Origin of the sequence: Microbacterium oxydans, assembly GCF_026559675.1 — a bacterium.
Taxonomy (GTDB): domain Bacteria; phylum Actinomycetota; class Actinomycetes; order Actinomycetales; family Microbacteriaceae; genus Microbacterium; species Microbacterium oxydans_D.
Window position 1 is genome coordinate 1899354 of record NZ_CP092891.1, and the last position, 24412, is coordinate 1923765.

Sequence of the window (24412 nt, forward strand, 5' to 3'; positions counted from 1 at the left end):
CGAGCGTCTTCTCGGCGGGATTCACAGGGTAATCCCAGCGGCGGAGGTTATGGGGCGCGTCGAGCTAGCGAGGAGAGAGCGTCTTGAGGGCGACGTCGGCCCGATCGGAGACGATGCCGTCGACGCCAACCTCGACGAGTCGGCGCATCGTCTCGGGGTCGTTGACCGTCCACACGTGGACCTCCGCGCCGTGTCGATGCGCGGCGCGGAGGAGTGCGGGGGTGAGCACCCGCAGCGCGCCGTATCGTTCCGGGATCTGGAGTGCGTCGACCTCTCGCAGCACACGAACGGGGGAGAGGCGGAGAGCGGAGAGCGCCCGCAGCGCGGCGATGGTCCTGCTGCCTCCGGACGTCGCGGGCCGGATCTCCGCTCCGGCTCTCAGCACCGACGCGAGGGTCGCGCGACGATTCGCATCCGAGAAGCTCGTGACGAGCACCCGATGCGTGTGCTCGGCCAGGATCGGCCCGAGTGGCTCGACCGCCGCCGACGTCTTCACGTCGATGTTGAACCGGACGTCGGGGAAGGAGGTCAGCGCCTCGCCCACGGTGAGCAGGCCGCCGTGATCGGCGAACACGGCACGCAGCTCGCGGGTGCGGACCTCGCGCACGGCCCGGGGGTCGCCGACGAGTCGTTCGAGCGTCGCGTCATGGAACAGGACCACATCGCCGTCCGCGGTGACCTGGCAGTCGGTCTCGACGTACTCGGCGCCGGCGGCGTGAGCGGCGGCGAACGCGGCGGCGGAGTTCTCCCAGACGCCCGAATCCTCGCCCGCCGCGGTGACGAGACCGCGATGGGCGAGGACTCGGGGATGCCGCGTCTTCGTGAAGTACGGGTGCGTCACGCGCCCGGCAGTGTGTTGGTGGGACCCTGCTGGCCCGGCTTCGGCGTGAAGGCGCTGCCGATGCCCTTGAGCGCCTCGGTGAGCTCGCTCGGGATGATCCACAGCTTGTTGGACTGGCCTTCGCTGATCTTCGGGAGCATCTGGAGGTACTGGTAGGCGAGGAGCTTGTCGTCCGGCTCGCCCTGGTGGATCGCGCTGAACACGTTCTGGATGGCCTCGGCCTCACCCTGTGCACGGAGCACGGCGGCCTGCTTGTCACCCTCGGCGCGGAGGATCTCGGCCTGACGAGCACCCTCGGCCTCGAGGATCGCGGACTGCTTGGTGCCCTCCGCGGTCAGGATGGCTGCGCGGCGGTCACGCTCGGCGCGCATCTGCTTCTCCATCGAGTCCTGGATGGAGATGGGCGGGTCGATCGCCTTGAGCTCGACACGGCCGACGCGGATGCCCCACTTGCCGGTCGCCTCATCGAGCACTACGCGCAGCTGACCGTTGATGTTGTCACGGCTGGTGAGGGCCTCTTCGAGGTTGAGGCCACCGACGACGTTACGCAGAGTGGTGGTCGTGAGCTGCTCGACGGCGCCCAGGTAGTTCGCGATCTCATAGGTCGCGGCCCTAGCGTCGGTCACCTGGAAGTAGACGACGGTGTCGATCGACACCACGAGGTTGTCCTCGGTGATCACCGGCTGCGGGGGGAACGAGACGACCTGCTCGCGCATGTCGATCAGGGGGCGCAGACGGTCGATGAACGGGACCAGCACGTTCAGACCGGGGGTCAGGGTCTTGTGATAGCGGCCGAGGCGCTCCACCACTCCGGCGGTTGCCTGCGGGATGATGCGGATCGCGCGGGCGACGGTGACCACCACGAAGATGATCACCGCGATCACGAGGATCCACAGGATCGCGGTGGGGATGAACGATGCGTCGTTCACGGAGTTCTCCTAGTCGTTGACGGGACGGACGATGGCGGTGGCGCCGTTGATCGCGCTCACGGCGACGGGTGCACCCGGAGGGATCGGCACAGACGAGGCGCTGCGGGCCGTCCAGGTGTCGCCGTTGGCGAGCTTGACCTGACCGGAGATCTGCGTGATCTCGTGCAGCGCGATCCCGCGCAGATCGACGAGAGCGTCGACGTTGGATTTGGTGGGATCCTCCCCACGGCGCAGGCGCTTGAGGAGCGGTGGGCGCAGGAAGAGGATGAACAGCGCGGCGGCGGCCGCGGCGATGATCACCTGCACCCAGACCGGCACGCCGATCAGGTCGGTGACCAGACCGACGACGCTTCCGAAGCTCAGCATCAGGAACGTGAAGTCCAGCGACAGCATCTCGATGACGAGGAAGACGGCGATCAGGACCAGCCAGCCGATCCAAGCCCAATGGTCGATGAACGTGACGAATGTCGTGAAGTTGTCCATGCGGCCTCCTTTGTGGTCAACGTATCACGCGGGGGACCGCCGATCCCGGTGCCGCAGCGCGCGCGCTTGGTAGTGTGTGAGGGCCGTGCGATCACGGCGTTTTCACGCATCATGAGGAGTCACCGTGACCGACGTTCTTCCCGCAGGATCCCTCGACGGCAAGGTCGCCCTTGTCACCGGTTCATCGCGGGGCATCGGCGCCGACACCGTGCGCTACCTGGCCGAGGCCGGGGCCGACGTCGTCATCAACTTCCGCAACAAGGCTCCCCGAGCGGAGAAGCTCGCCGCGCAGCTTCGTGAGCTCGGACGCCGCGCCCTCGTCGTCGGTGCAGACCTCACCGACCCGGCATCCGTCGCCGAGATGTTCGAGGCCATCCGCGCCGAGTACGGGCGTCTCGACGTCCTGGTGCTCAACGCCTCCGGGGGCATGGAGTCCGGCATGGCCGAGGACTACGCGCTCACGCTCAACCGCGACGCCCAGCTCAACGTCCTCAACGCCGCCACGCCCCTGCTGGGCGAGGGTGCACGCGTGGTGTTCGTGACCAGCCACCAGGCGCACTTCATCCGCACCACGCCGACCATGCCGGAGTACGAGCCGGTGGCGCTGTCGAAGCGTGCCGGCGAGGACGCTCTCCGCGAGCTCATCCCCGGCCTCGCCGAGAAGGGCATCGGCTTCACCGTCGTCTCCGGCGACATGATCGAGGGCACGATCACGGCCACGCTGCTGGAGCGCGCGAACCCGGGCGCGATCGCCGAGCGCCGGGAGTCGGCCGGCAAGCTCTACAACGTCTCCGAGTTCGCGGCGGAGGTCGCCAAGGCCACCGTGGAACCGGTCCCGGCGGACAACACGCGCCTCGTGGGCGACGTCAGCGCCTTCGTCGCCGAATAGCAGTCCACACGGAATCGGCCCCGTCCTGCATCGCGCAGGACGGGGCCGATTCGTGTCGGGGGAGGGTCAGCTGACCGGGTCTCCCTGCACAGCGGAGACGTACTCGTTCTCATCCTTGCCGAGCGTGATGGCACGCACGATCTGGATGATGCCGAGGACGACCAGCGAGATGCCGAGCAGCAGCCAGAATGCGAAGCCGGCGATGAGCGGCGAGAACAGCACGATGATTCCGGCCACGATGCTGAGGATCGCGTAGATGACCGTCCACACGCGCGAGCCGTCGCGGCCGAGGAGCGTCAGGGCGACGACTCCGTCCACGATCCAGCTCACACCGATGAAGATCACGACGACGAAGGCCAGCGTGGCGGCGGCGACGTTCAGGTTGAAGAACGCGATGACGCCGGCGGCGATGTAGAGCAGACCGAGGACGATGTGGCCGACACGGGCCCATCCTCCCTTGCTGCTCGAGAAGATGCCGAGCCCGATGTACACGAGGCCGGCGATGATCAGATACGAGGCGAAGATGGCCGTCACGATGACCGCGGACTTCACCGGCCAGACGAGGAGGACGATTCCGGCGATGAGCGCGAGGACACCGGCGACGGCCAGCGTGACGCGGATCGACTTGAACACCGACTTCGCCTGGGTGAGCGGTTCAGACATGGTGGGGGACCCCTTTCTGAGAAGATCCTGTGAGGATGCACCCTCAGGGTAGCGCTCTCCCGGGTCCGTGCGGGGGAGATGTCTCCGCCCGCGTTTCTCGCCGTCATGTCGCGACTTCCGGCGACATGGCAAGATCGACTCGTGAAAGCCGTGGACGAATCCCGCCTGCGCGAACTCGTCGTGATGCGGAAGGTCAGGGATCGCATCGACCGGGAGTACGCGAGGCCCCTCGACGTGGAGGCCCTCGCGCGGGGCGTGCACATGTCGGCGGGGCATCTGAGCAGGCAGTTCCGGGAAGCCTACGGGGAGTCGCCGTACTCCTATCTCATGACGCGGCGCATCGAACGCGCCATGGCGCTGCTGCGACGAGGAGACCTTTCCGTCACGGAGGTCTGCTTCGAAGTCGGCTGCTCGTCGCTCGGCACCTTCAGCACGCGATTCTCGGAGCTGGTCGGTGTCGCACCCAGCGTGTACCGTGAACGCGCCGCGAACGTCGAGGGGATCCCCTCATTCCAGGCGAAGCAGGTCACCAGACCGATCAGGAATCGAGAAGCGCCGCGCACCGATGCGCACCTAGCGTGAACACCATGAACATCAGCATCCACTACGCCTTCCTCCCGCACACCGACGCCGATGCGGCCCTCGCGTTCTATCGCGACGCCCTCGGCTTCGAGGTGCGCAACGACGTCGGCTACGACGGGCTGCGCTGGCTCACCGTCGGCCCCGAGGGCCAGCCGGAGACCTCGATCGTGCTGCATCCGCCGGCAACCGACCCCGGGATCACGGACGCCGAGCGTCAGACGATCCTCGAGCTGATCGCCAAGGGCAGCTATGCGGCGCTCACCCTGGCCAGCGACGACGTCGACGGCCTGTTCGAGCGCCTCGTCGAGGGCGGCGCCGATGTCGTGCAGGAGCCGATGGACCAGCCCTACGGCGTCCGCGACTGCGCCTTCCGTGACCCCGCCGGCAACCTGCTCCGTATCAACCAGACCGCCTGAACCCTCTGCTGCACCGACCGAGAGACACCGATGACTGCTGACGAGCATCCCGCTGACACCCATGATCTGATCCGTGTGCAGGGCGCACGCGAGAACAATCTGAAGGACGTCAGCGTCGACATCCCCAAACGACGGCTGACCGTGTTCACCGGCGTCTCCGGCTCGGGCAAGAGCTCGCTCGTCTTCGACACGATCGCGGCGGAGTCCCGGCGCATGATCGACGAGACGTACAGCGCGTTCGTGCAGGGGTTCATGCCCTCGGTCCCGCGCCCCGACGTCGACGTGCTCGAGGGGCTGACCACGGCGATCATCGTCGACCAGGAGCGTCTGGGAGCGAACCCGCGGTCGACCGTCGGCACCGTCACGGATGCGAACGCGATGCTGCGGATCCTGTTCAGCAAGCTCGGTCACCCCTACATCGGCGGTCCGACGGCGTTCTCCTTCAACATCCCCACGCAGAGGGCCAGCGGCGTGATGACCGGCCCGGGCGGCGAGAAGAAGATCGTGAAGGACGCGATCTACCTCGGCGGGATGTGCCCGCGGTGCGAGGGGAGGGGAGCGGTGTCCGACCTCGATCTCGCGCAGATCGTCGACGAGTCGAAGTCCCTCGACGAGGGCGCCATCATGGTGCCCGGGTACACCGCCGACGGGTGGATGGTGAAGGGCTTCTCACAGTCGGGCTTCTACCCGGGGGACAAGCCGATCTCGCAGTTCACCGAGAAGCAGCGGCACCTCTTCCTCTACGGCGAGGTCACGAAGGTGAAGATCTCCGGCATCAACATGACCTACGAGGGACTGATCCCGAAGATCACGAAGTCGATGCTCTCGAAGGACCTCGACGCCCTGCAGCCGCACATCCGCGCCTTCGTCGAACGCGTCGCCACGTTCGCGGTGTGCCCGGAGTGCGACGGGACGCGCCTCACGGAGGGCGCACGCTCGTCGAAGATCGAGGGCGTCAGCATCGCGGACGCCTGCCGGATGCAGGTGACCGATCTTGCCGCGTGGGTGCGCGGTCTCGATCTTCCGGAAGCCGGTCCGCTGCTGCAGGCGCTCAGCGCGAACCTCGACGCATTCGTCACGCTCGGTCTCGGCTACCTGAGCCTGGAGCGGCCGTCGGGAACCCTGTCCGGGGGAGAGGCGCAGCGCATCAAGATGCTGCGCCACCTCGGCTCCTCTCTGACGGACATCACCTACGTGTTCGACGAGCCGACCATCGGATTGCACCCGCACGACATCCAGCGCATGAACGGTCTGCTGCTGCAGCTGCGGGACAAGGGCAACACCGTCCTGGTGGTCGAGCACAAGCCGGAGACCATCGCGATCGGCGACCACGTCATCGACCTCGGGCCGGGGGCGGGCAGCGCCGGCGGGGAGATCTGCTTCGAGGGCACGGTCGAGGGTCTCAAGGCCAGCGGCACCAAGACCGGCGATCACCTCGAGGACCGCGCACAGCTGAAGGACTCGGTGCGCTCGAAGGCGGGAGCGATCGAGGTCCGCGGCGCCACCGCGAACAACCTGCAGGATGTCGACGTCGACATCCCGACGGGCGTGCTCACCGTGGTGACGGGCGTGGCGGGCTCCGGCAAGAGCTCGCTCATCCACGGCTCTGTGTCGAAGCGGGAGGGCGTCGTGGCGATCGACCAGGCCGCCATCAAGGGCTCCCGGCGCAGCAACCCGGCGACCTACACCGGCCTTCTCGAGCCGATCCGCAAGGCGTTCGCGAAGGCCAACGGCGTGAAGCCGGCCCTGTTCAGCGCGAACTCCGAGGGGGCATGTCCGTCGTGCAAGGGCGCCGGCGTGATCATCACGGAACTCGGCTTCATGGACACGATCGAGACGCCGTGCGAGGACTGCGGTGGCAAGCGCTTCCAGGCGAGCGTGCTGGAGTACAAGCTCGCGGGCAAGGACATCACCGAGGTGCTCGACCTGCCGGTGTCCGAGGCGCGGGTCTTCTTCAGCGACGGCGAGGCCAAGCTCCCGGCCGCCGCGGCGATCCTCGGCCGGATGGAAGACGTCGGGCTCGGCTACCTGTCACTCGGCCAGCCCCTGTCCACGCTGTCGGGCGGTGAGCGCCAGCGCATCAAGCTCGCGATCCAGATGGGGGAGAAGGGCGACGTGTACGTGCTCGACGAGCCCACGACGGGACTTCACCTCGCCGATGTCGACAAGATCCTCGGTCTGCTGGATCGACTCGTCGACGCCGGCAAGACCGTGATCGTGATCGAACACCACCAGGCGGTCATGGCGCACGCGGACTGGATCATCGACATCGGTCCGGGTGCCGGTCACGACGGCGGCAAGGTCGTCTTCGAGGGAACGCCGAGTGATTTGGTATCCCAGAAGTCGACACTCACGGGGGAGCACCTCGCGGAGTACGTGGGCGCCTGAGGCAGGGGAGGGGCGTACCCGACGCGCGCCGGGCTCGGGCAACTCGGTTCAGTCGCGTCGGGCGACGATCGTGTACGTGCACGGCAGGAGGTCACGTTCGTGCACCGGCCAGGCATAGCCGCCGGGAACCTCGACCATCCGCTCGCTGAAGCGCCACGGCAGCGTTCGTCCTTCGTCGAAGTGCACGAGCCGGAGGCCGGCCCGCAGGAGCGCGCCGAGAATCTCCGACAGGGCGTGCGGCCACTCATAGGTGCGGGCGTGCGCGATGCGCCCGTCGCCGGCATAGGTAGAGTCATCGTCCCACTGCTGCGCATGTCCGGTTGCGAAGTACGAATAGCGGGTGGTCAGCGCCGGGGCTTCTTCGTCCAGCGCATAGAGGGCGGGATGGCCGTCTCGGATGAAGAACGTACCGCCGGGACGAAGCAGCGCGACGATCTGGGCAGCCCACCGATCCAAGTCATCGAGCCAGGTGACCGTCCCGATGCTCGTGTAGACGACGTCGAAGTCGCCCGCGACCGCGGCACGCGCATCCAGGACATCGGTCTCGACCCAGGTCGCCTCGATTCCCAGTCGGGCGGCGAACTCCCGGGCGGTGCGGAGCGCGGCCGGGGAGAAATCGACGCCCGTGACCGTCGCGCCGGCGCGGGCGAGAGAGACCGTGTCGGTGCCGATGTGGCATTGCAGGTGGCACAGGTCGAGCCCGGACAGCCCAGCTGGCGGGAGGAAGGGCATCAGCGAGGCGAGATCGTCACGGACGACGTCGCTCAGGTGCTCGGGATCGTCGAAGGCGTCGAGCCCGTAGGCCTCCGCGTGGACGGGAACCCGATCCTCCCAGTTTTCCTTGTTCGCGTGGCGGGCGGACTCCCAGTCGATGTCGACGTTGCTTCCGTTCACGGTTCGAGCCTACCGAGGCGCTCCAGAGAGACGAGCGATGCTTTGGTATCCCAAAAAATGATGCTCGGGGGGAGTACCTCACCGAGAGACGCGGTTCGCTGGTGCCGCCCCACGCCAGGTCTCGATCACCGCGCGCGTACTCCGGTCCACGTCGGCCGCGCGGAACCACGCGTCGAGGTCCAGATGCTCGTACATGTCCCGAAACGCCGAGTCCGGCGTGTGCCCGAACCGCCTCAGGATCTCGTGGCGTTCGGCGACCTCGAAGGATCGCCCGTGCAGGATCTCCATCTCGCCGGCGTTTCCGAACGAGGCGAGGTAGTCCGCGACTGCGGCCTCGGTCGTGACGTCGAGCGCCCGGAGGAGAACCGCGGACACGAGACCCGTGCGATCCCACCCGGCGGAGCAGTGGAAGAGGATCGCGCCGTCGTCGGCAGTGGCGATCGCCGTCAGGACGTCTCCGAGCCGCTCGGGGAGCTCGCGGAGGTGATCGAGATAGTAGAGCGGAGTACCCCACCGGCCATCGGCTTCGTATGCCGCCCAGAACTCGACGTCGTCGCCGTCGAGGTCCACGCGGGTGCGGGTGATCGATGACGGCACGTCTCCACTGTGCTCATCGGGCCGACGCAGATCGATGATGGTGCGCACACCCGCAGCCTGCAGCTCGTCCCAGCCGGATGCATCGACGAGATCGAGTCGTTCTGCGCGGACGAAGACGCCTGACGGCGTCACCGTCCCGTCGGCACGCTCGAGGCCACCGAGGTCGCGCGCGTTGGCCAGGCCGGCGATGCGGAGGGTGCTTGTCATCGCAACAGTCTCGCATCCGACCACGGTTCGTCTCCGTGCTGCATTCCGCCGGGGCGCTGCGCCATGACCCCTCTCGAGATATATCCGATAATGCACATTATGTCAGTTCACGTCGTCACACCACCGGAACGGCGCTCCCCTGCGAGCACTGCGACAATGGTGCGATGACTCCGGTGGGTGATGCGCAGACGCGTCTCGTGATCCTTCGCGGCGACTCCGGTTCCGGCAAGACGACGACGGCGCTCGCACTACGGCCGCTTCTCGGTCCGCGGGTCGCGCTGATCCATCAGGACTATGTACGTCGCGAGCTGCTTCATGACACCGACTCCCGCCGGCTGTCGAGGAATGCGAGCGCGTTGATCACCGCAGCCGCCCGCCAGGCTCTCGACCTCGGCTACGACGTGATCCTGGATGGCGTCTTCAATCTGCGCGACTACTCCGCACCCCTCGAGAACCTGCATCGTGATCATCGCGGGGTCACACGCATCTATCAGTTCGACGTCGGCCTCGAAGAGACCCTTCGTCGACATGCCGGTCGTCCGCTCGCGACGGCCTTCGGGGAGCCGCAACTCCGCGACTGGTACGACGGGTGGCAACCACTCCCCTGGTATGAGGAACGAAGGATCGGGCGGGAGACGTCGGTCGACGAACTCGTCTCGTCGATCCTCGACGACCTCGGCCCTCAGCGTTCAGCTCCCCGGTGATGCCACGAAGCTCTCCGCTGCGACATGATGGGCTCGTGGTCACCCTCCCATCCACGCGGAACCGTCGATTCGCTGCCCTCCTTGCGTGCCTCCCTCTCGCACTGGTCCTGGCGGCCTGTGGGGACTCCGACTTCAACCTCACCGAGGAGGATGCGTACGGAACATGGCGCGCGGGAAGCGACCTCCCCGCGACACTCCAACTCGCCGACGATGGGACGTTCCAGGCGACCGCGTGGCCGCTGGACGTGGGTTGCAGCGGGCACCCACCGCGCACCGCGGCCGAGTTGCGCGGAGGAGAGACCATCGACTTCTCGGGCACCTGGGAGGAGGGCGACGGTTTGTCGCAGAACCAGATCACGCTGACGTCGGACCGCGAGTCCCCGTGCAACATGCACCGGATATTCGCTGACTTCCGGAGCGAGGGCGGCGTTTTGTACACCTGCACGTTGCTCGACGCTCAGGTCGACCTGGCGACCGCAGAGAACTGGTTCATCCTCTATCAGGGCGAGCCGGAGACCACACCGGACTCCGATCGCTGCTTCAACTACTGATCGCACGCGTGCAGTGCGGTCACGTGTTCTCCATCGGTTCACCCCCGCGCGCCCACTCCTCGCCTCCGCGAAAAGATCGATCCCCCGTCGTGCAACGTTTCGCCCCCTGCCGGGAATGTAGGTGCAGACGACGAATGGAGTGGACATGAAGGATACGGAGCTCGACGACCTGCTCGCGGCATCGATCGCACCGCTGCCCGCCGCTGTGACGCAGGCGGCGACCGTGCTGGCGAGCGAGACGAGGCCCGCGCGCCTGCGACGGGGCCGGATGCCGCGGCCGCGGTGGTTCGTTCCGGTGATCGTGCTGGGGGCAGTGGCGCTCACCGGCGCCGCGAGCATCACCACCGCGGAGCTCTCGGTGTGGCCCTGGGTGAGTCTGCCGGACGGTTATGAACGCACCATCCGGATTCCGGTCGAATACACGACGGATGAGGGTCACTCGGAGAACTGCGGCGCATACATCGAGCTGCGCAACGCCGAGGACGGCGATCTGGCGGCGCTCGACGCCTCGCTCGAAGCGCGCGACTGGACCGGTTTCGGCCAGCAGCTCTATGCGCAGGGCACCGCCGTCCCGGGCGATACCGACAGCGAGGAGCGGGTGGGCAACGAGCTCTACCCCGCGCTCGTCGAGATGACCAGAGCGGTCCTGCCCCATGTGCTCGAACTCGGCGAAGACGGCGACACCGTCGCCATCGGCGCCATGGGGCTGAGCTGCCGGGTGGACGAGCAGTGAGCGGGCGGGCGGACGAGAAGCGGCGGCGCATCGAGCGAGCCGTTCCGGAGCACTCCCCTGCACTCCTCGCCTACTTCGTGCGACGTGTCGATCCGGCCCACCTCGCCGCGGATCTCCTCGCAGAGACCCTGCTCGCCCTCTGGAAGCGCGCGAATGCGCTGCCTGACGACGACGACGAGATCCGTCCCTGGATGTTCGGCATCGCCAGGAACGTCCTGCTCCACCATCGTCGCGGCGCCGCGAGGCACCACGCGCTCGCGGACCGTCTCCGCAGCCAGCTCTCGACGGAGCAGGCCTCGGGTTTTGCGGATCCCACGGCATTCGGGGAACTGCACGAGGCACTCCGCCTGCTCGACCAGACGGATCGCGACATCATCGCACTCCGCCATTGGGATGGTCTCCCGCTCGTCGAGATCGCCCGTGTGCTGCGGATGAAGGAAGGCACCGTCCGGAGCCGCTACCACCGCGCGCGCGAGCGGCTGCGCGAGGAACTCAGGGACGTCACCTACGCGCTCGACGGACGGTGAACCCCTCGGGCCTTCAGCGCGGTCGCTACGCTGTCGTCATGAACGTGAGGCGCGGACTCATCAGCGTCGGCGGGGTCGCTCTCCTCGTCGGCCTCGCCGCCTGCTCGATGGTTCCGTCCATCGGCGTGGCCGACGAGCGCCGTCCGGGGACGCCGGCGGGCGTCGAGATCGCTCCGTTCACGGAGGGACCCGTCGTGGTCGCCTACGACGACGGCGGCGTCGACGTCGTGACGTGGGGAAGCTCCAGCTGCCCCGCCATGGCGACATCCGTCGAGAAGAAGGACGGCGAGTTCATCGCCACGTTCGAGACCCCTTCCGCGGGCCCGTGCACCGCGGACATGGGCCCGACCACCCACGTCTTCACAGCCGCGTCGGTCGGCTCCACGGTGCCGGAGACTTCCCGGCTGATCTTCTCCGACTTCGACGACGAGCAGACGGTGGAGGTCACCCGCGTCGGCGACCGAGGCGCCGTCGTGCCCTGAGTCGCTCCCTGAGCCGGAACTACTGCGCGGACCAGACGCCGAGTTCGTTCCCCGTCGGATCGGCGAAGTGGAGTCGCCGGCCGCCCGGGAACTCGTACGGCTGCTGCAGGATGGTGCCACCCGCTGCCGCGATCGCATCCATCGTGGCGTCGAGGTCGTCGGAGTAGAGCAGCACGAGCGGTCCGCCCACCGGTCGCGGCTCGTCGGCCAGCAGGAGCCCGCCGACCTCGCCGCCATCCCCACGCGGGGAGGCGATGCCCGCGTAGCCGGGGCCGTAGTCGTTGAAGCTCCAGCCGAACGCCGCGGTGAAGAAGCGCTTGGCCACATCGAGGTCGGTGACGACGAGCTCGACGTAGTCGATCGAGTGGTGCAGAGGTGAGGTGGTCATGCGGTCAGGCTAGCGCCGGCATCCGACACGGCGCTCCGATCGGAGCGACGCCGTCACAGGAGTAGCGTGGAGACGTGCCGCAGGTCTCCCCCTCCCCCGTGTCGACTCCGGGGTGGCGAGCCTGGGTGATCTGGTCGGTCGGCGTCGCAGCCTATGTGCTCGCGATCACCAACCGCACCTCGCTCGGCGCGGTCGGCGTCGAGGCTGCCGACAGGTTCCAGGCCGACGCGTCGACCCTCGCGCTCTTCGCCGTCGTGCAGCTCGCCGTCTACGGCGGCATGCAGATCCCGGTCGGCGTGCTCCTCGACCGCTTCGGCTCGCGCCCGATCATGACGATCGGCATGCTCCTCATGGCGGCGGGCCAGCTGACCATGGCCCTCTCCCCCAGCATCGGGATCGCCATCTTCGCTCGCGTTCTGCTCGGTGCCGGCGACGCGGCGATCTTCCCCGCCGTCCTCCGCCTGGTCGCAACCTGGTTCCCCGCCCAGCGCGGACCCCTCATGGTGCAGTTCACCGGCATCATCGGGCAGACCGGCCAGCTCATCGCCCTCGTGCCCCTCGCCGCGCTGCTGCACGCGACGAGCTGGACCATCACGTTCGGGAGCATCGCCGGGCTCGGTGTCCTCTTCACGATCCTCGTGGCCCTCGTCATCCGCAACCATCCCGCCGAGAGCGGCGCCGACGTCACGGTGAACACCGACACGGGCGTCGTCCGCGTCGTCACCTCCGCGATCGACACCGGGGTCGGCATCCGTGCCGCCTGGGCCCATCCCGGCACCCGACTGGCGTTCTGGTCGCACTTCACCACGCCGTTCGCGGGAACGGCCTTCGTCCTGCTCTGGGGAATGCCCTTCCTCACCGCCGCAGAGGGCCTCGACACCGCGCATGCCGCCGGCATCATCTCCGTATATGTCGTTGCCGGCATGCTTCTGGGACCGGTGATCGGCGACCTCTCCCGACGCCTCCCGAACCACCGGTCGCTGGCACTCGTGCTCCCGGCCGTCGGCGTGCAGATGGCCGCGTGGATTGCCGTGATCGCGCTCCCCGACACCGCTCCCATCTGGCTCCTGTACGTGCTGGCGGTCGCCCTGGCCACCGGAGGCCCGGCCTCGATGATCGCGTTCGACCATGCGCGGACGCACAACCCCACCCATCGTCTGAGCACGGCGACCGGCGTCACCAACGCCGGCGGCTTCATCGCCGCCCTCATCGCGATCTTCCTGATCGGTCTCGTCCTCGACCTGCAGGGCGCCGGCACTCCCGAGACCTACACGCTCGAGGCCTTCCGGATCGCCTTCCTCATGCCGATTCCGCTCTGGATCCTCGGAACCGTGTTCATCCTGATCGAACGCAAGCGGACCCGCATCCGCATGGGGCTCGATCCCGAGCGACGCCGCTGAATCCTTCTAGGATGAGGCGTGGCCTCCGACTTCACCTTCTCCCACGACTCGACGAGAATCGACCGTGCCCGCGTGCATCGCTGGCTCAGCGAGCAGTCCTACTGGGCGAAAGGACGCCCACGGGAGGCGCAGGACGCGGCGATCGATGCCTCGCGCAACTACGGCGTCTGGGATGCCGCCGGGGAGCAGGTCGGCTACGCACGGGTCGTGACCGACGGCGTGACGTTCGCGTGGCTCTGCGACGTCTTCGTCGATGAGCGCGTGCGCGGATCGGGTGTCGGCAAGATGCTCGTCGCCGGTGTCGTCGCCGACCTGGAGCCTCTGCCGCTGCGTCGCATCGTCCTCGCGACGGCCGACGCGCACGGCCTGTACGCACAGTACGGCTTCGCCCCGCCGGCGGATCCGAACCGCTACATGATCAAGAGCTTGACCGCGGACTGAGACGTCAGCGGAGCAGGTGCTGGACGGTCTCCACGATGAGCTCGACACTCACGTGCTCGGGGACCTCCGCGTCGCCGGCCTCGAACTCGGCGAGCTCGACTCCGCGGACGGACTCCACCGGCAGCGCCGCGAAGATCGCCGCGACCTCGTGCGGCAGCAGCCCCCCGCCCACGCGGTAAGCGGCAGGGATGTAGCCCGGTTCGAGGACATCCCAGTCCACATGGATCCAGACCGGACGCCCGGCGACCAGCTCGCGGATCCGCTCAGGAGTGCTCTCGGCCGGGGAGAGCACGCTCACACCGGCGCCCTCCAGGAGATCCGCCTCCGCAGGATCGATGTCGCGTCCGCCGACCACGATCACCTGCTGCGGATCGATGCCCGCACCATGACCGCTGTCCCAGAGCCCGCATGCCGCCGCGAGGACCATCCCGCCCAGGTACCCGGACTCGGTGGTCTCCGGGGTGTTGAAGTCTCCGTGTGCGTCGATCCACAGCAGGACGGCATCGGGGTGACGCTCCGCGACGGTGGGCAGGGTGCCGAGGCTCGCGGCGCACGTGTTGGTCACCAGGACCGGAGTCGTCCCTCGGCCGATGGCGTCACCCAGCACGTCGCGCAGCCCCGTCAGGGTCTCCGCAGCCTCGGGAAGCGCCACCGTCCAGTCATCGACCGTGCCCGCCGACGGAGTGCCGACGACCACGGACTCGACGGCCAGGAGCGTCGAAAGCGCCGCACCGACGCGACGTGCACCGATGAGAGCGCCGTCGGTGCGGTCGGCGACACGCCCCTGAGAGACGATGAGGGAGTACGCGGATGTCATGACACCAGCCTGGCATCCGCCGCCCCGTTCCGACAAAGCGAGCAGCGGCAGAGCGCTCAGCCTCGGCGCGGTGTCCACCCGGAAGGGAGCGGGCCGTCCTGCGCCGCACGCTCGCGGTCGGCGGTGGCCGACCAGCCCTGCGCACGATCCGGTGTGTCGAACGCGCCGCGCGCGAGCCGGAGCCCGACGTCATCATGGTGCATGCGTGGCGCTCCCCCGCGGCGGACCGAAGCGCGGACGCTCCAGGCGTCATCGGCGAAACCGCCGCCACGGAACACGCGGTAGCCGTCGTAGCGCGCCGGATCCAGCAGGTCCCAGCACCACTCCCAGACATTGCCGAGGGTGTCGAACAGACCGTTCAGGTTCGGCAGCTTGCCACCGACGTTCTGCGGTGACCGGACGCCGTCCGCACTCGTCCAGGCGGCATCCGCCAGCGGGGCGTAGTGCGGGCCTGTGGAACCGGCCCGGCACGCATACTCCCACTCGGCCTCGGTGGGAAGCCGGTAGCCGTCCGCCGTCGTGTCCCAGCTCACGTCCTCGCCATCGAACAGGTAGACCCGATCGAGGCCCTCCCACTCGGATGCCGCGTTGCAGAAGTGCACGGCGCGCAGCCAGCTGAGGTCGGCGGCCGGGCGGTCGGGGTGCCGCGCCGGGACGCCCAGCACCTCCGCGAGCTGCTCCTCCGTGACCGGATACACGCCGATCTCGAAGGGCTCGAGCGCGACGTGGCGCTGCTCGGCACGGCGGGCATCCGTCATCGTCAGCGACCCCGCGGAGATGCGCGCCAGCTCGATGTCGCTCACGCGGTGGCTCGTCGCGTCGGTCGAGGACGATTCACGACGGAACCCGCTCGACCCAGGTCGGGTACTTCGCGGTGCGTCCGTCGCCGGACGAGGTGCGCGTGACGCGGCGGCGCACCCACGGGCCCACGAACTCGCGATAGTACGCGATGCCGGACGGCCCTGCCCCCATCCGATCGCTCGGAGCCCACCACGTCTCCGGCGGCTCGAAGCCGAGAGCGTGCAGCACCCGTGCGGCCACCCGATGATGACCGGACGCGTTCATGTGCAGACGGTCATCGGCCCAGTAGGCGCCGCGCGAGAGCTCCCGATCAGGCCAGTTCAGGGCGCGGATCACGTCGGGGCGCTCCTCGATCCGTCGCAGCACCGCATCCGACAGCAGATCTCCGCGCCGCTGCACGAGCGACCCCATCGGGAGCTGACAGCTGGGGTTCGCGCCGGACAGCAGGATCATGGTCACGCCCTCCTCGTCGCAGCGGCGCAGCACCCGGCTGAACGCATCGGCGATGTGCTCGACGTCGGTCCGCGGTCGCAGCATGTCGTTGCCGCCGCCGTTGAACGAGAGGTGCGTGGGACGCAGCGCCAGTGCGGGTTCGAGCTGCTGCTCGACGATCGGCCAGGCGAGTTTGCCGCGGATCGCGAGATTCGCGTACTGGATCGGGTGGCCGGCTGCATCGGCCCATCCCTGCGCGGCGAGGTCGGCCCACCCTCGCTCGCGCCCGTCAGGAAGGACGTCGCCGACTCCCTCGGTGAACGAGTCGCCGATCGCCACGAAGCGCACATCTGCCATCGGACCAGCCTATTGCGGTACGCCGACAGCGGGCGTCAACGGTCGTCGAGCGCCGCGCCGCCGCGATCGACGAGCCCCCATGCCGCGGCTGCCGCGCCGAGGAAGCAGCAGCCGAAGATCGCGAACAGCAGCGGTGCTCCCCCGGCCGCGAGCAGCGCCGGAACCGACAGGGGCGCCACGATCGACGCGATCCGCCCCACCCCGGCCGCCCAGCCGGCGCCCGTCCCACGGAGCGACGTCGGATAGATCTCCGGCGTCACGGCGTAGAGGGCGCCCCAGGCACCGAGGTTGAAGAAGGACAGCGCCATGCCGGCGATGATGATCGCGCTCTCCGCCGTGGAGGTGCCGAACAGGACGGCGGACACGGCAGACCCGACGAGGAAGACCGAGAGCGTAACGCGCCTCCCCCACACCTCGATCAGCCAAGCGGCCACCGCGTAGCCCGGCAGCTGGGCGAGGGTGATGATCAGGGTGAAGCCGAAGGAGCGCACCAGGTCGAAGCCCGCATCGACCAGGATGCTCGGGATCCAGATGAATGCGCCGTAGTACGCGAAGTTCACGCCCAGCCAGACCAGCCACAGGCACAGGGTGCGCACCCGGAACTCGCGGTTCCAGAGCGTCGCCAGTCTCGCGCGCGTCGTGACGGCGATCGCGCGGGAGGCGGGCTCCTTCCGGATGGCCGGGGCGGTGACGACACGGGCATCCGCTTCGAACGCCGAGACGATGCGGTCGGCCTCCGCGATACGTCCCCGCGACGCGAGCCAGCGTGGCGACTCCGGCATCCGCCAGCGCACGAAGAGCGCGTACACGGCGGGGATCGCTCCCAGCGCGAACGCCCAGCGCCAGCCGTCGTCGGATGCCGGGATGACGAGGAACCCGATGACGGCCGCCGCTGTCCAACCCAGCGCCCAGAACGCCTCCAGCACCACGATCAGCCGACCGCGGATGCGGGCAGGCGCGAACTCGCTGACGTAGGTCGACGCGACGGGGAGCTCGGCGCCGAGTCCGAGACCCACGAGGAACCGCAGCACCAGCAGGGCGGCGAGGCCGCCGACGAGCGCGCTCGCGCCGGTCGCGACGCCGTAGATGAGCAGCGTGAGGGCGAACACCTGGCGGCGACCGAAGCGATCGGCAAGGAGACCACCGAGCGTGGCGCCGATGGCCATGCCGAGGAAGCCGATGGAGGCGACCCAGCCCGCGTCGCTCTTGCTCAGGTCCCACTGCTGGGTGAGTGCGGCGAGGATGAACGAGATCAGCCCGACGTCCATCGCATCCAGCGCCCAGCCGAGTCCGGACCCGGTCAGCAGGCGAAGGTGTCGACGCGTGAACGGCAGGACGTCCAGGCGCTCAGCCAGCGATGAGCGGCTCGGCAGGGCGGTGTTGGCCATGTCCCTCATCGTAGAGCCGAGCGCCGGACGGTCCGCGCGAGATGTCGTCAGTCGTGGGCTGCGAGGATCTTCCGCACCCGCGGGATCACCTCGGTGCCGTAGAGCTCGATGCTCCGCATCATCGACTCGTGCGACAGGGTGCCCGTGGCGTACTTCAGATCGAACCGGCCGAGCCCCAGCGTCGTGACGGTGTCGGCGATCTTCGCGGCCACCCGGTCGGGCGACCCCGAGTAGATGGCACCCTCCGGCCCGACGTCGTTCTGGAACCGAGCACGGCTGTACGCGGGCCAGCCGCGCTCGCGGCCGATGGTGTTGTTCATCGCCTCGAATCCGGAGTACGCGGCATCCCACGCCTCCGCGTCCGTCTCGGCGATGTGTCCGGGCGAGTGGACCGAGATGGGGTGGGAGGTGGTGCCGAACGAGGCGACGGAGCGGTGGTACAGGTCGACGAACGGCTTGAACCGCCCTGCCGGACCTCCGATGATCGCGAGCATGAGACCGAGGCCGTGGCGGGCGACCCGCACGACGGACTCGGGACTGCCACCGACGCCGACCCACGTGCGGAGGCCCTTCTCCGTCTTGGGGAAGACGTTCGCGTTCTCCAGCGACGCGCGCATGGTCCCCGACCACGTGACCGGCTCTTCCTTGAGGAGCTCCACGAAGAGCTCGAGCTTCTGCTCGAACAGCGCGTCGTAGTCCCGCAGGTCGTAGCCGAACAGCGGGAAGGACTCGATGAAGGACCCGCGGCCGAGCACGACCTCGGCGCGACCGTCGGAGAGAGCGTCGAGGGTCGAGAAGCGTTCGAACACGCGGACCGGGTCATCCGATGAGAGCACCGTCACCGCGGTGCCGAGGCGGATGTGCTCGGTCCGTGCGGCGATCGCGGCGAGCACCATCTCCGGCGCGGAGACCGCGAACTCGGTGCGGTGGTGCTCCCCCACGCCGAAGAAGTCCACGCCGACGGTGTCGGCGAGCTCCGCCTGCGCGACGATGTTGCGGATCGTCTGCGCTCCGGTGAGGAGTTCTCCGTCCGCGTCCCTCGTGATGTCGCCGAAGGTGTCCAGCCCGAATTCGATGCCCATGTCATCCCCTTCCATTCAGGTGAATGAACACACGCGACCCGAGCCGCATTCCCGTCAGCGCGGAAGCAGCGCGGTGCGGAGCGTGTCGAGGCCCACGCCTCCCATGTCCAGCGCACGCTTGTGGAAGTCCTTGAAGGAGAAGTCGTCGCCCTGTGCGGCGCGCACCCCGTCGCGGACCTGCTCCCAGATGCGCTGGCCGACCTTGTAGGACGGCGCCTGTCCGGGCCACCCGAGGTAGCGGTTGACCTCGAACTGGACGAACTGATCGGACATGTTCACGTTGCGGCGCATGAAGTCGAGGGCGTACTCCGCATCCCAGACACCGGAGCCGTCGAGACGCGGCTTGCCCAGGTGCACGCCGATGTCGAGGACCACGCGTGCCGCGCGCATCCGCTGTCCGTCGAGCATGCCCAGGCGGTCGGCCGGGTCGTCGAGGTAGCCGAGCTGCTCCATGAGACGCTCCGCATACAGCGCCCAGCCCTCGGCATGACCCGAGGTGCCGGCCAGGAGACGGCGCCAGGAGTTGAGCTCGGCGCGGTTGTAGACGGCCTGGGCGATCTGGAGGTGGTGGCCCGGAACGCCCTCGTGGAACACGGTGGTGAGCTCGCGCCAGGTGTCGAACTCCGTGACGCCCTCCGGCACCGACCACCACATGCGACCGGGACGCGAGAAGTCGTCGGTCGGTCCGGTGTAGTAGATCCCGCCCTCCTGCGTGGGCGCGATCATGCACTCGAGCGTGCGGATCGCCTCGGGGATGTCGAAGTGGGAGGCGCCGAGCTCGGCGACCGCGCGGTCGCTCGTCTCCTGCATCCACTTCTGCAGCGCGTCGGTGCCGACGAGCTTCCGGGCGGGGTCGGCCTCGAGGTGCGCGACGGCCTCCTCGACGGAGGCGCCGGGAAGGATCTCGTTCGCGATCGCCGTCTGCTCGGCGACCATGCGCTCGAGCTCCTCACGGCCCCACTCGTACGTCTCGTCCAGGTCGATCGTCGCGCCGAGGAAGCGACGAGAGTTCAGCGCATACAGCTCCCGGCCGACGGCATCGACCTCGCCGGCAGCGGGGGCGAGCTCCTCGGCGAGGAAGCGACGCAGCTCGTCGTAGGCGACGCGGGCGGCCGCGGAGTTGTCCGCCAGAGTGCGCGCGAGCGACGCCGGGAGCTGGCCCTCGTCCGGATCGGCGTGCGCGACGAAAGCGGCGAAGAACCCGTCGTCGGCGGTGTAGCGATCGATCTGCATCGCCACCTCGGTCACCTGGCGCCGCGCCGGCATGACGCCCTCCGCGATACCGGTCCTGAGGGTCTCGACGTATCCACGGAGCGCCGCGGGTACGGCGGCGAGTCGCGTCGAGACGACATCCCAGTCGTCGACGGTCGCGGTCGGCATCAGGTCGAATGCGGAGCGGACGTCCTGCGCGGCGGACGCGATGACGTTGAGGTCACGCAGGTGCCACTTCGCATCGTGCAGCTCGAGGTCCAGCCGCAGCTCCGCGCTGAGGTCCGTCTTGGTCACCTCGTCGATCGCGTCGACGGGCTCCAGCGCCGAGAGCCGGTCGAGCGTGGCGCGGGTCGCCGCGGCGATCTCCTCGTGGCCTGCAGGGCTGAGGTCGCCGAAGCGGTCGTTCACCTCGTCGCGGCCGATGTAGGTCCCGAGAGTGGGTGCCAGAACCGCGATCGTGTCGACCCATTCATCGGCGACGGCGTCGATGGCGGTGGGGGTGCGGGGAGCTGAAGTCATGCCTTCCAGCCTAATCCCCGACCCCCTTCCGCACGGGGACCTCAGTGCGCGGCTTCGTTCCAATCCCGACCGCGACCGACCTGCACGTCGAGGGGCACCGACAGCGTCGCCGCGTCACCCATCCGGGTGCGGACGATGCGCTCGGTGGCATCCCACTCCCCGGGTGCGACCTCGACCACGAGTTCGTCGTGGATCTGCAGCAGGACGCGCGAGGCGAGTCCCTCGGTGCGGAGATCATCGTGGATGTGCAGGAGGGCGATCTTCATGATGTCGGCGGCGCTGCCCTGGATCGGCGCGTTGAGCGCGGCGCGCTCCGCGTTCTCGCGCAGCACGCGGTTGGGGCTGGCGAGGTCGGGGAACGGGCGACGGCGGCCGAAGATCGTCTCGGTGTAGCCGACCTCCTTCGCCTTCATGACCGATGCCCGCAGGTAGTCGCGCACGGCGCCGAAGCGCGCGAAGTACTCGACCATCAGCTGCTTGGCCTCGGACTGCTCGATGCGCAGCTGCTTGGAGAGCCCGAACGCCGACAGGCCGTAGACCAGCCCGTAGGACATCGCCTTCACCTTGGTGCGCATCGCCGGCGTCACGTCGCTCGGCTCGACGCCGAACACACGGGCACCGACGAAGCGGTGCAGGTCTTCCCCGCTGTTGAACGCCTCGATCAGGCCCTCGTCGCCTGACAGGTGCGCCATGATGCGCATCTCGATCTGCGAGTAGTCCGCTGTGAGGAGCGCCTCGTAGCCCTCGCCCACCTGGAACGCGCTCCGGATGCGGCGGGACTCCTCCGTGCGCACCGGGATGTTCTGCAGGTTGGGGTCGGTGCTGGAGAGCCGCCCGGTCTGGCTTCCGGTCTGCACGTACGTCGTGTGCACGCGGTGATCATCCCCGATCGCCGTGTCGAGCGACTCGATGATCTGACGGAGCTTGGTGGCCTCGCGGTGCTGGAGGAGCAGGCTCAGGAACGGGTGCGGGTGCGACTCCTGCAGGTCGGCGAGGACGGCGGCATCGGTCGAGTACCCGGTCTTGGTCTTGCGCGTCTTCGGGAGCTGCAGGTCTTCGAAAAGGACCTCCTGCAGCTGCTTCGGGGAACCGAGGTTGAACTCGCGCCCCACGACCGTGAACGCCTCCTGCGCGAGGCCCTCAGCCCGCGTCGCGAGTTCGCCGGAGAACGTCGACAGCACCTCGTGGGAGACCGCGACGCCCGCGACCTCCATGTCGGCGAGGGTCAGCAGGGTCGGCAGCTCGATGTCGACCAGGACCTTCGCCACGGATTCGGGGATGTCCTCCCGAAGGGCATCGGCGACGCGCAGGGAGAACCACGCCTCCTGCGAGGGGGTCGCCCCCTCGGTCTCGGGCACGAGCTGGGACGGGTCGGCCTCGGGGAGCTTCTCCCCCAGGTAGCGCTCGACCAGATCGGAGAGCGTCTTGTCGGGGAAGCTCGGCCGCAGCAGCCAGCCGGCGAGACTCGTGTCATAGGCGAGACCACCGAGGCGGATGCCCTGGCGCACCAGCGCCTTCACCTGGGGCTTCGCGTCGTGCAGGACCTTCGCACCATCGGACTCGAGCCAGCCGCGGAGCTCGTCGGCCGCGGCATCGGTCCAGTCCGCCTCGCGCAGCTCGGTGAGGGTGGCGGCGCCGATGCGCACCGGAGCGCCGCCCTGCGTCGTCAGGCGGAGTGCCACATCCCCCGCCTGCGCCGCAGCCCAGGTCGCGAGCTCGGCGGGAGAGACCTCGCCCGGGACCGGCAGCACGACCACGGAGGCCGGGTCGTCCGCGACCTCTCCGGCACCGACGGCCTCGAACACGCGAGGCAGGAGGGTGCGGAACTCGAGCCGCGCGAAGATGTCGCGAACGGCCTGTGCATCGATGGGAGCCACCGCGAGATCGGCCGGTCCGACCGGAAGCTCCACATCGGTCAGGAGACGGTTGAGCTTTCGGTTACGACGGACGTCATCGATGTGGTCGCGCAGGTTGCCGCCGACCACGCCCTTGATCTCGTCGGCGCGGGCGATCAGGTCGTCGAGCGAGCCGAACTGCGTGAGCCACTTGACCGCGGTCTTCTCGCCGACCTTCGGCACGCCGGGCAGGTTGTCGCTGGTCTCTCCGACGAGCGCCGCGATGTCGGGGTACTGCTCCGGGCGGACGCCGTAGCGCTCCTGCACGGTCGTCGGGTCGTATCGCTTGAGCTGAGAGACGCCCTGGACCGACGGATACAGCAGCGTCACGTCGTCGTTGACGAGCTGGATGGTGTCGCGGTCGCCCGAGACGACGAGGACGTCGAAGCCCTGCTCGGCACCCTGCGACGCGAGGGTCGCGAGGATGTCGTCGGCCTCGATGCCCTCCTTGGTCAGGACGGGGATGGACATCGCGGCGAGGCAGTCCTGCAGGAGCGGGATCTGCCCCTTGAACTCCTGCGGCGACTCCGACCTGGTGGCCTTGTACTCCGGGTACTCGTCGGTGCGGAACGAGTGACGCGAGGTGTCGAAGGCGATGGCCAGGTGCGTCGGCTGCTCGGCCTTGATGAGGTTGACCAGCATCGACAGGAAGCCGTAGATGCCGTTCGTGTGCTGGTTGTCCTTGGTCGTGAAGTTCTCCACCGGGAGGGCGAAGAAGGCACGATAGGCGAGCGAGTGGCCGTCGACGACCATGAGGGTAGGCTTTGCGGAGTCCGTCACCCTGTCAGCCTAACGAGGACGACAGACACCCGCTGAGGAGGATGCATGAGCGACGTCGCGACGAGCGAGGGACTCGACTGGGCCACGGCCCGCGGGATGGGCGCGCTGGCCGAGAAGATGGGCATGGAGTTCGTGGAGTTCAGCGTCGATCGCTGCGTCGCGACCATGCCGGTCGAGGGGAACACGCAGCCCGTCGGCCTCATGCACGGCGGCGCATACGTGGTGCTCGGCGAATCGCTGGGGTCGATGGCCGCCAATCTGCACGCCGGAGCAGGCCGACTCGCGGTGGGCGTCGACATCAACGCCACCCACACGCGTTCAGCGACCTCCGGAGTGGTCACCGGAGTCTGCACGCCCGTGCACCTCGGGCGCAGCATCACCGTCCACGAGATCGTGGTGACCGACGATCAGGGCCGACGGTGCTCGACGATCCGGATCACGAACATGATCAAGGACCTTCCCGCCGCGAGCTGAGCGGTTGCTCCAGCAGCAGCTGGAACAGCAGGTGGTCCTGCCACTCCCCCGCGATGCGTAGATACTTCGGCGCGAGCCCGATGCGCTCGAAGCCGTTGCCGTGCAGCACCCGCTGGGATCCGACGTTGTGAAGAAGTGTGGCCGCCTGCATCCGGTGGAGCCGCAGCTCATCCTGTGCGTACTCCGCGGTGCGTGCGACGGCGCGGCTCGCGAGTCCCCGTCGCAGCCGGGACGCTCCGACCCAGTAGCCGAGATCGGCGCTCCAGAACGCCCCGCGGACGATGTTGTTGATGTTCATCCGCCCGCGGATCTCGCCGTCGTCGGACTCGATCACGAATCGGACGCTCCGTCCGGCAGCGGCGTCATCCACGCACTGCTGCGCGTGCTGCTCCTGGGATGCCTCCGTGAAGAAGCTCTCATCGCGCGTCGGCTCCCAGGGCGCGAGATGCTCCCGGTTCTCCGAGTAGGCGCGTGCGAGGGCGGCCCCGTCGCCGAGGCGGACCGGCCGCAGGATGTGCTCCGAGTCGAGTCGGAACACCG

General features: G+C 68.5%; 27 protein-coding genes. 12 read left to right on the forward strand and 15 right to left on the reverse strand.

The genetic code is table 11. The features are described from left to right. Nucleotides 1-64 precede the first annotated feature (64 nt). The 3 genes from MME74_RS09055 to MME74_RS09065 are packed head-to-tail and all read right to left on the reverse strand — an operon-like array spanning nucleotide 65 to nucleotide 2253. Nucleotides 65-841, reverse strand: a complete 777-nt coding sequence (locus tag MME74_RS09055; RefSeq protein ID WP_267414444.1) for a glycerophosphodiester phosphodiesterase family protein — start codon at nucleotides 839-841, stop codon at nucleotides 65-67. Beyond that, the gene (locus tag MME74_RS09060) at nucleotides 838-1770 is read right to left on the reverse strand and encodes an SPFH domain-containing protein (protein WP_267414446.1); all 933 of its coding nucleotides are present in this window, start codon (nucleotides 1768-1770) and stop codon (nucleotides 838-840) included. The genes MME74_RS09055 and MME74_RS09060 overlap by 4 nt, the downstream gene beginning before the upstream one ends. A 9-nt stretch (nucleotides 1771-1779) precedes the next feature. Continuing rightward, nucleotides 1780-2253: an NfeD family protein gene (locus MME74_RS09065; protein WP_267414448.1), complete on the reverse strand. Its 474-nt coding sequence runs from the start codon at nucleotides 2251-2253 to the stop codon at nucleotides 1780-1782. 124 nt (nucleotides 2254-2377) lie between these two features. Here MME74_RS09065 and MME74_RS09070 point away from each other — a divergent pair, with 124 nt between their 5' ends. Further along, complete coding sequence (locus MME74_RS09070) at nucleotides 2378-3142, forward strand: SDR family oxidoreductase (protein ID WP_267414450.1); 765 nt, start codon at nucleotides 2378-2380, stop codon at nucleotides 3140-3142. A 66-nt stretch (nucleotides 3143-3208) separates the two neighbouring features. Here MME74_RS09070 and MME74_RS09075 read toward each other — a convergent pair whose 3' ends face one another. After that, nucleotides 3209-3805 (reverse strand): HdeD family acid-resistance protein, encoded by a 597-nt coding sequence (locus tag MME74_RS09075; RefSeq protein ID WP_267414452.1) that lies wholly within the window; start codon nucleotides 3803-3805, stop codon nucleotides 3209-3211. A 105-nt stretch (nucleotides 3806-3910) separates the two neighbouring features. Between MME74_RS09075 and MME74_RS09080 the strand changes: the two genes are divergently transcribed. From MME74_RS09080 to MME74_RS09090, 3 genes are read left to right on the forward strand one after another with little or no spacing between them, the layout of a single operon-like run. Continuing rightward, the gene (locus MME74_RS09080) at nucleotides 3911-4387 is read left to right on the forward strand and encodes a helix-turn-helix transcriptional regulator (RefSeq protein WP_324170135.1); all 477 of its coding nucleotides are present in this window, start codon (nucleotides 3911-3913) and stop codon (nucleotides 4385-4387) included. Nucleotides 4388-4392: 5 nt separating this feature from the next. Next, entirely contained in the window at nucleotides 4393-4803 is a 411-nt protein-coding gene (locus MME74_RS09085; RefSeq protein WP_267414454.1) for a VOC family protein, read from the forward strand. Between the two features lie 30 nt (nucleotides 4804-4833). Then, nucleotides 4834-7191 (forward strand): excinuclease ABC subunit UvrA, encoded by a 2358-nt coding sequence (locus tag MME74_RS09090; protein ID WP_267414456.1) that lies wholly within the window; start codon nucleotides 4834-4836, stop codon nucleotides 7189-7191. Between the two features lie 48 nt (nucleotides 7192-7239). On the opposite strand, the gene MME74_RS09095 is transcribed toward MME74_RS09090, so the two are convergent. After that, the gene (locus tag MME74_RS09095; RefSeq protein ID WP_267414458.1) at nucleotides 7240-8085 is read right to left on the reverse strand and encodes a class I SAM-dependent methyltransferase; all 846 of its coding nucleotides are present in this window, start codon (nucleotides 8083-8085) and stop codon (nucleotides 7240-7242) included. Nucleotides 8086-8163: 78 nt separating this feature from the next. Beyond that, nucleotides 8164-8889 carry a tyrosine-protein phosphatase gene (locus tag MME74_RS09100; protein ID WP_267414460.1) on the reverse strand — a complete coding sequence of 242 codons (726 nt, stop codon included), beginning with the start codon at nucleotides 8887-8889 and terminating at the stop codon, nucleotides 8164-8166. A gap of 35 nt (nucleotides 8890-8924) precedes the next feature. Here MME74_RS09100 and MME74_RS09105 point away from each other — a divergent pair, with 35 nt between their 5' ends. The 5 genes from MME74_RS09105 to MME74_RS09125 all read left to right on the forward strand — a co-directional run bounded on the left by MME74_RS09105 (nucleotide 8925) and on the right by MME74_RS09125 (nucleotide 11886). Beyond that, the gene (locus MME74_RS09105; protein ID WP_267414462.1) at nucleotides 8925-9593 is read left to right on the forward strand and encodes an AAA family ATPase; all 669 of its coding nucleotides are present in this window, start codon (nucleotides 8925-8927) and stop codon (nucleotides 9591-9593) included. Nucleotides 9594-9628: 35 nt separating this feature from the next. Next, a complete protein-coding gene (locus MME74_RS09110; RefSeq protein ID WP_267414464.1) occupies nucleotides 9629-10144 on the forward strand; it encodes a hypothetical protein in 516 nt (171 codons plus the stop codon). 145 nt (nucleotides 10145-10289) lie between these two features. Beyond that, nucleotides 10290-10877 carry a hypothetical protein gene (locus MME74_RS09115; protein WP_267414466.1) on the forward strand — a complete coding sequence of 196 codons (588 nt, stop codon included), beginning with the start codon at nucleotides 10290-10292 and terminating at the stop codon, nucleotides 10875-10877. Beyond that, nucleotides 10874-11404 (forward strand): RNA polymerase sigma factor, encoded by a 531-nt coding sequence (locus MME74_RS09120; RefSeq protein WP_267414468.1) that lies wholly within the window; start codon nucleotides 10874-10876, stop codon nucleotides 11402-11404. Before MME74_RS09115 ends, MME74_RS09120 begins: the two co-directional genes overlap by 4 nt. Nucleotides 11405-11442: 38 nt before the next feature. Further along, the gene (locus MME74_RS09125) at nucleotides 11443-11886 is read left to right on the forward strand and encodes a hypothetical protein (protein ID WP_267414470.1); all 444 of its coding nucleotides are present in this window, start codon (nucleotides 11443-11445) and stop codon (nucleotides 11884-11886) included. A gap of 19 nt (nucleotides 11887-11905) precedes the next feature. On the opposite strand, the gene MME74_RS09130 is transcribed toward MME74_RS09125, so the two are convergent. Then, a complete protein-coding gene (locus MME74_RS09130; protein ID WP_267414472.1) occupies nucleotides 11906-12274 on the reverse strand; it encodes a VOC family protein in 369 nt (122 codons plus the stop codon). A gap of 74 nt (nucleotides 12275-12348) precedes the next feature. Between MME74_RS09130 and MME74_RS09135 the strand changes: the two genes are divergently transcribed. Continuing rightward, complete coding sequence (locus tag MME74_RS09135; RefSeq protein WP_267414474.1) at nucleotides 12349-13674, forward strand: MFS transporter; 1326 nt, start codon at nucleotides 12349-12351, stop codon at nucleotides 13672-13674. 18 nt (nucleotides 13675-13692) lie between these two features. Then, nucleotides 13693-14115 (forward strand): GNAT family N-acetyltransferase, encoded by a 423-nt coding sequence (locus MME74_RS09140; RefSeq protein WP_267414476.1) that lies wholly within the window; start codon nucleotides 13693-13695, stop codon nucleotides 14113-14115. Between the two features lie 4 nt (nucleotides 14116-14119). Here MME74_RS09140 and MME74_RS09145 read toward each other — a convergent pair whose 3' ends face one another. The 7 genes from MME74_RS09145 to polA are packed head-to-tail and all read right to left on the reverse strand — an operon-like array spanning nucleotide 14120 to nucleotide 23398. Next, nucleotides 14120-14932: an arginase family protein gene (locus MME74_RS09145; RefSeq protein WP_267414478.1), complete on the reverse strand. Its 813-nt coding sequence runs from the start codon at nucleotides 14930-14932 to the stop codon at nucleotides 14120-14122. Between the two features lie 56 nt (nucleotides 14933-14988). Continuing rightward, the gene (locus MME74_RS09150) at nucleotides 14989-15735 is read right to left on the reverse strand and encodes a formylglycine-generating enzyme family protein (protein ID WP_267414480.1); all 747 of its coding nucleotides are present in this window, start codon (nucleotides 15733-15735) and stop codon (nucleotides 14989-14991) included. Nucleotides 15736-15766: 31 nt separating this feature from the next. Then, nucleotides 15767-16522 (reverse strand): SGNH/GDSL hydrolase family protein, encoded by a 756-nt coding sequence (locus MME74_RS09155; protein ID WP_267414482.1) that lies wholly within the window; start codon nucleotides 16520-16522, stop codon nucleotides 15767-15769. A gap of 35 nt (nucleotides 16523-16557) precedes the next feature. Next, on the reverse strand, nucleotides 16558-17910 hold the full coding sequence (locus MME74_RS09160) for an MFS transporter (RefSeq protein ID WP_267414484.1): 1353 nt from the start codon (nucleotides 17908-17910) through the stop codon (nucleotides 16558-16560). A 47-nt stretch (nucleotides 17911-17957) separates the two neighbouring features. After that, nucleotides 17958-18992, reverse strand: a complete 1035-nt coding sequence (locus MME74_RS09165; protein WP_267414486.1) for an LLM class flavin-dependent oxidoreductase — start codon at nucleotides 18990-18992, stop codon at nucleotides 17958-17960. Between the two features lie 54 nt (nucleotides 18993-19046). Next, entirely contained in the window at nucleotides 19047-20723 is a 1677-nt protein-coding gene (locus MME74_RS09170) for a DUF885 domain-containing protein (protein WP_267414488.1), read from the reverse strand. A 41-nt stretch (nucleotides 20724-20764) separates the two neighbouring features. Next, nucleotides 20765-23398 carry a DNA polymerase I gene (gene polA, locus MME74_RS09175; RefSeq protein WP_267414490.1) on the reverse strand — a complete coding sequence of 878 codons (2634 nt, stop codon included), beginning with the start codon at nucleotides 23396-23398 and terminating at the stop codon, nucleotides 20765-20767. Nucleotides 23399-23443: 45 nt separating this feature from the next. On the opposite strand from polA, the gene MME74_RS09180 reads away from it, so the two are divergent. After that, a complete protein-coding gene (locus MME74_RS09180) occupies nucleotides 23444-23872 on the forward strand; it encodes a hotdog fold thioesterase (RefSeq protein ID WP_267414492.1) in 429 nt (142 codons plus the stop codon). Here the strand turns inward: MME74_RS09180 and MME74_RS09185 are convergent. Next, complete coding sequence (locus tag MME74_RS09185) at nucleotides 23847-24410, reverse strand: GNAT family N-acetyltransferase (protein ID WP_267414494.1); 564 nt, start codon at nucleotides 24408-24410, stop codon at nucleotides 23847-23849. The two genes, MME74_RS09180 and MME74_RS09185, sit on opposite strands and share 26 nt — an antisense overlap. Nucleotides 24411-24412: the final 2 nt, after the last annotated feature.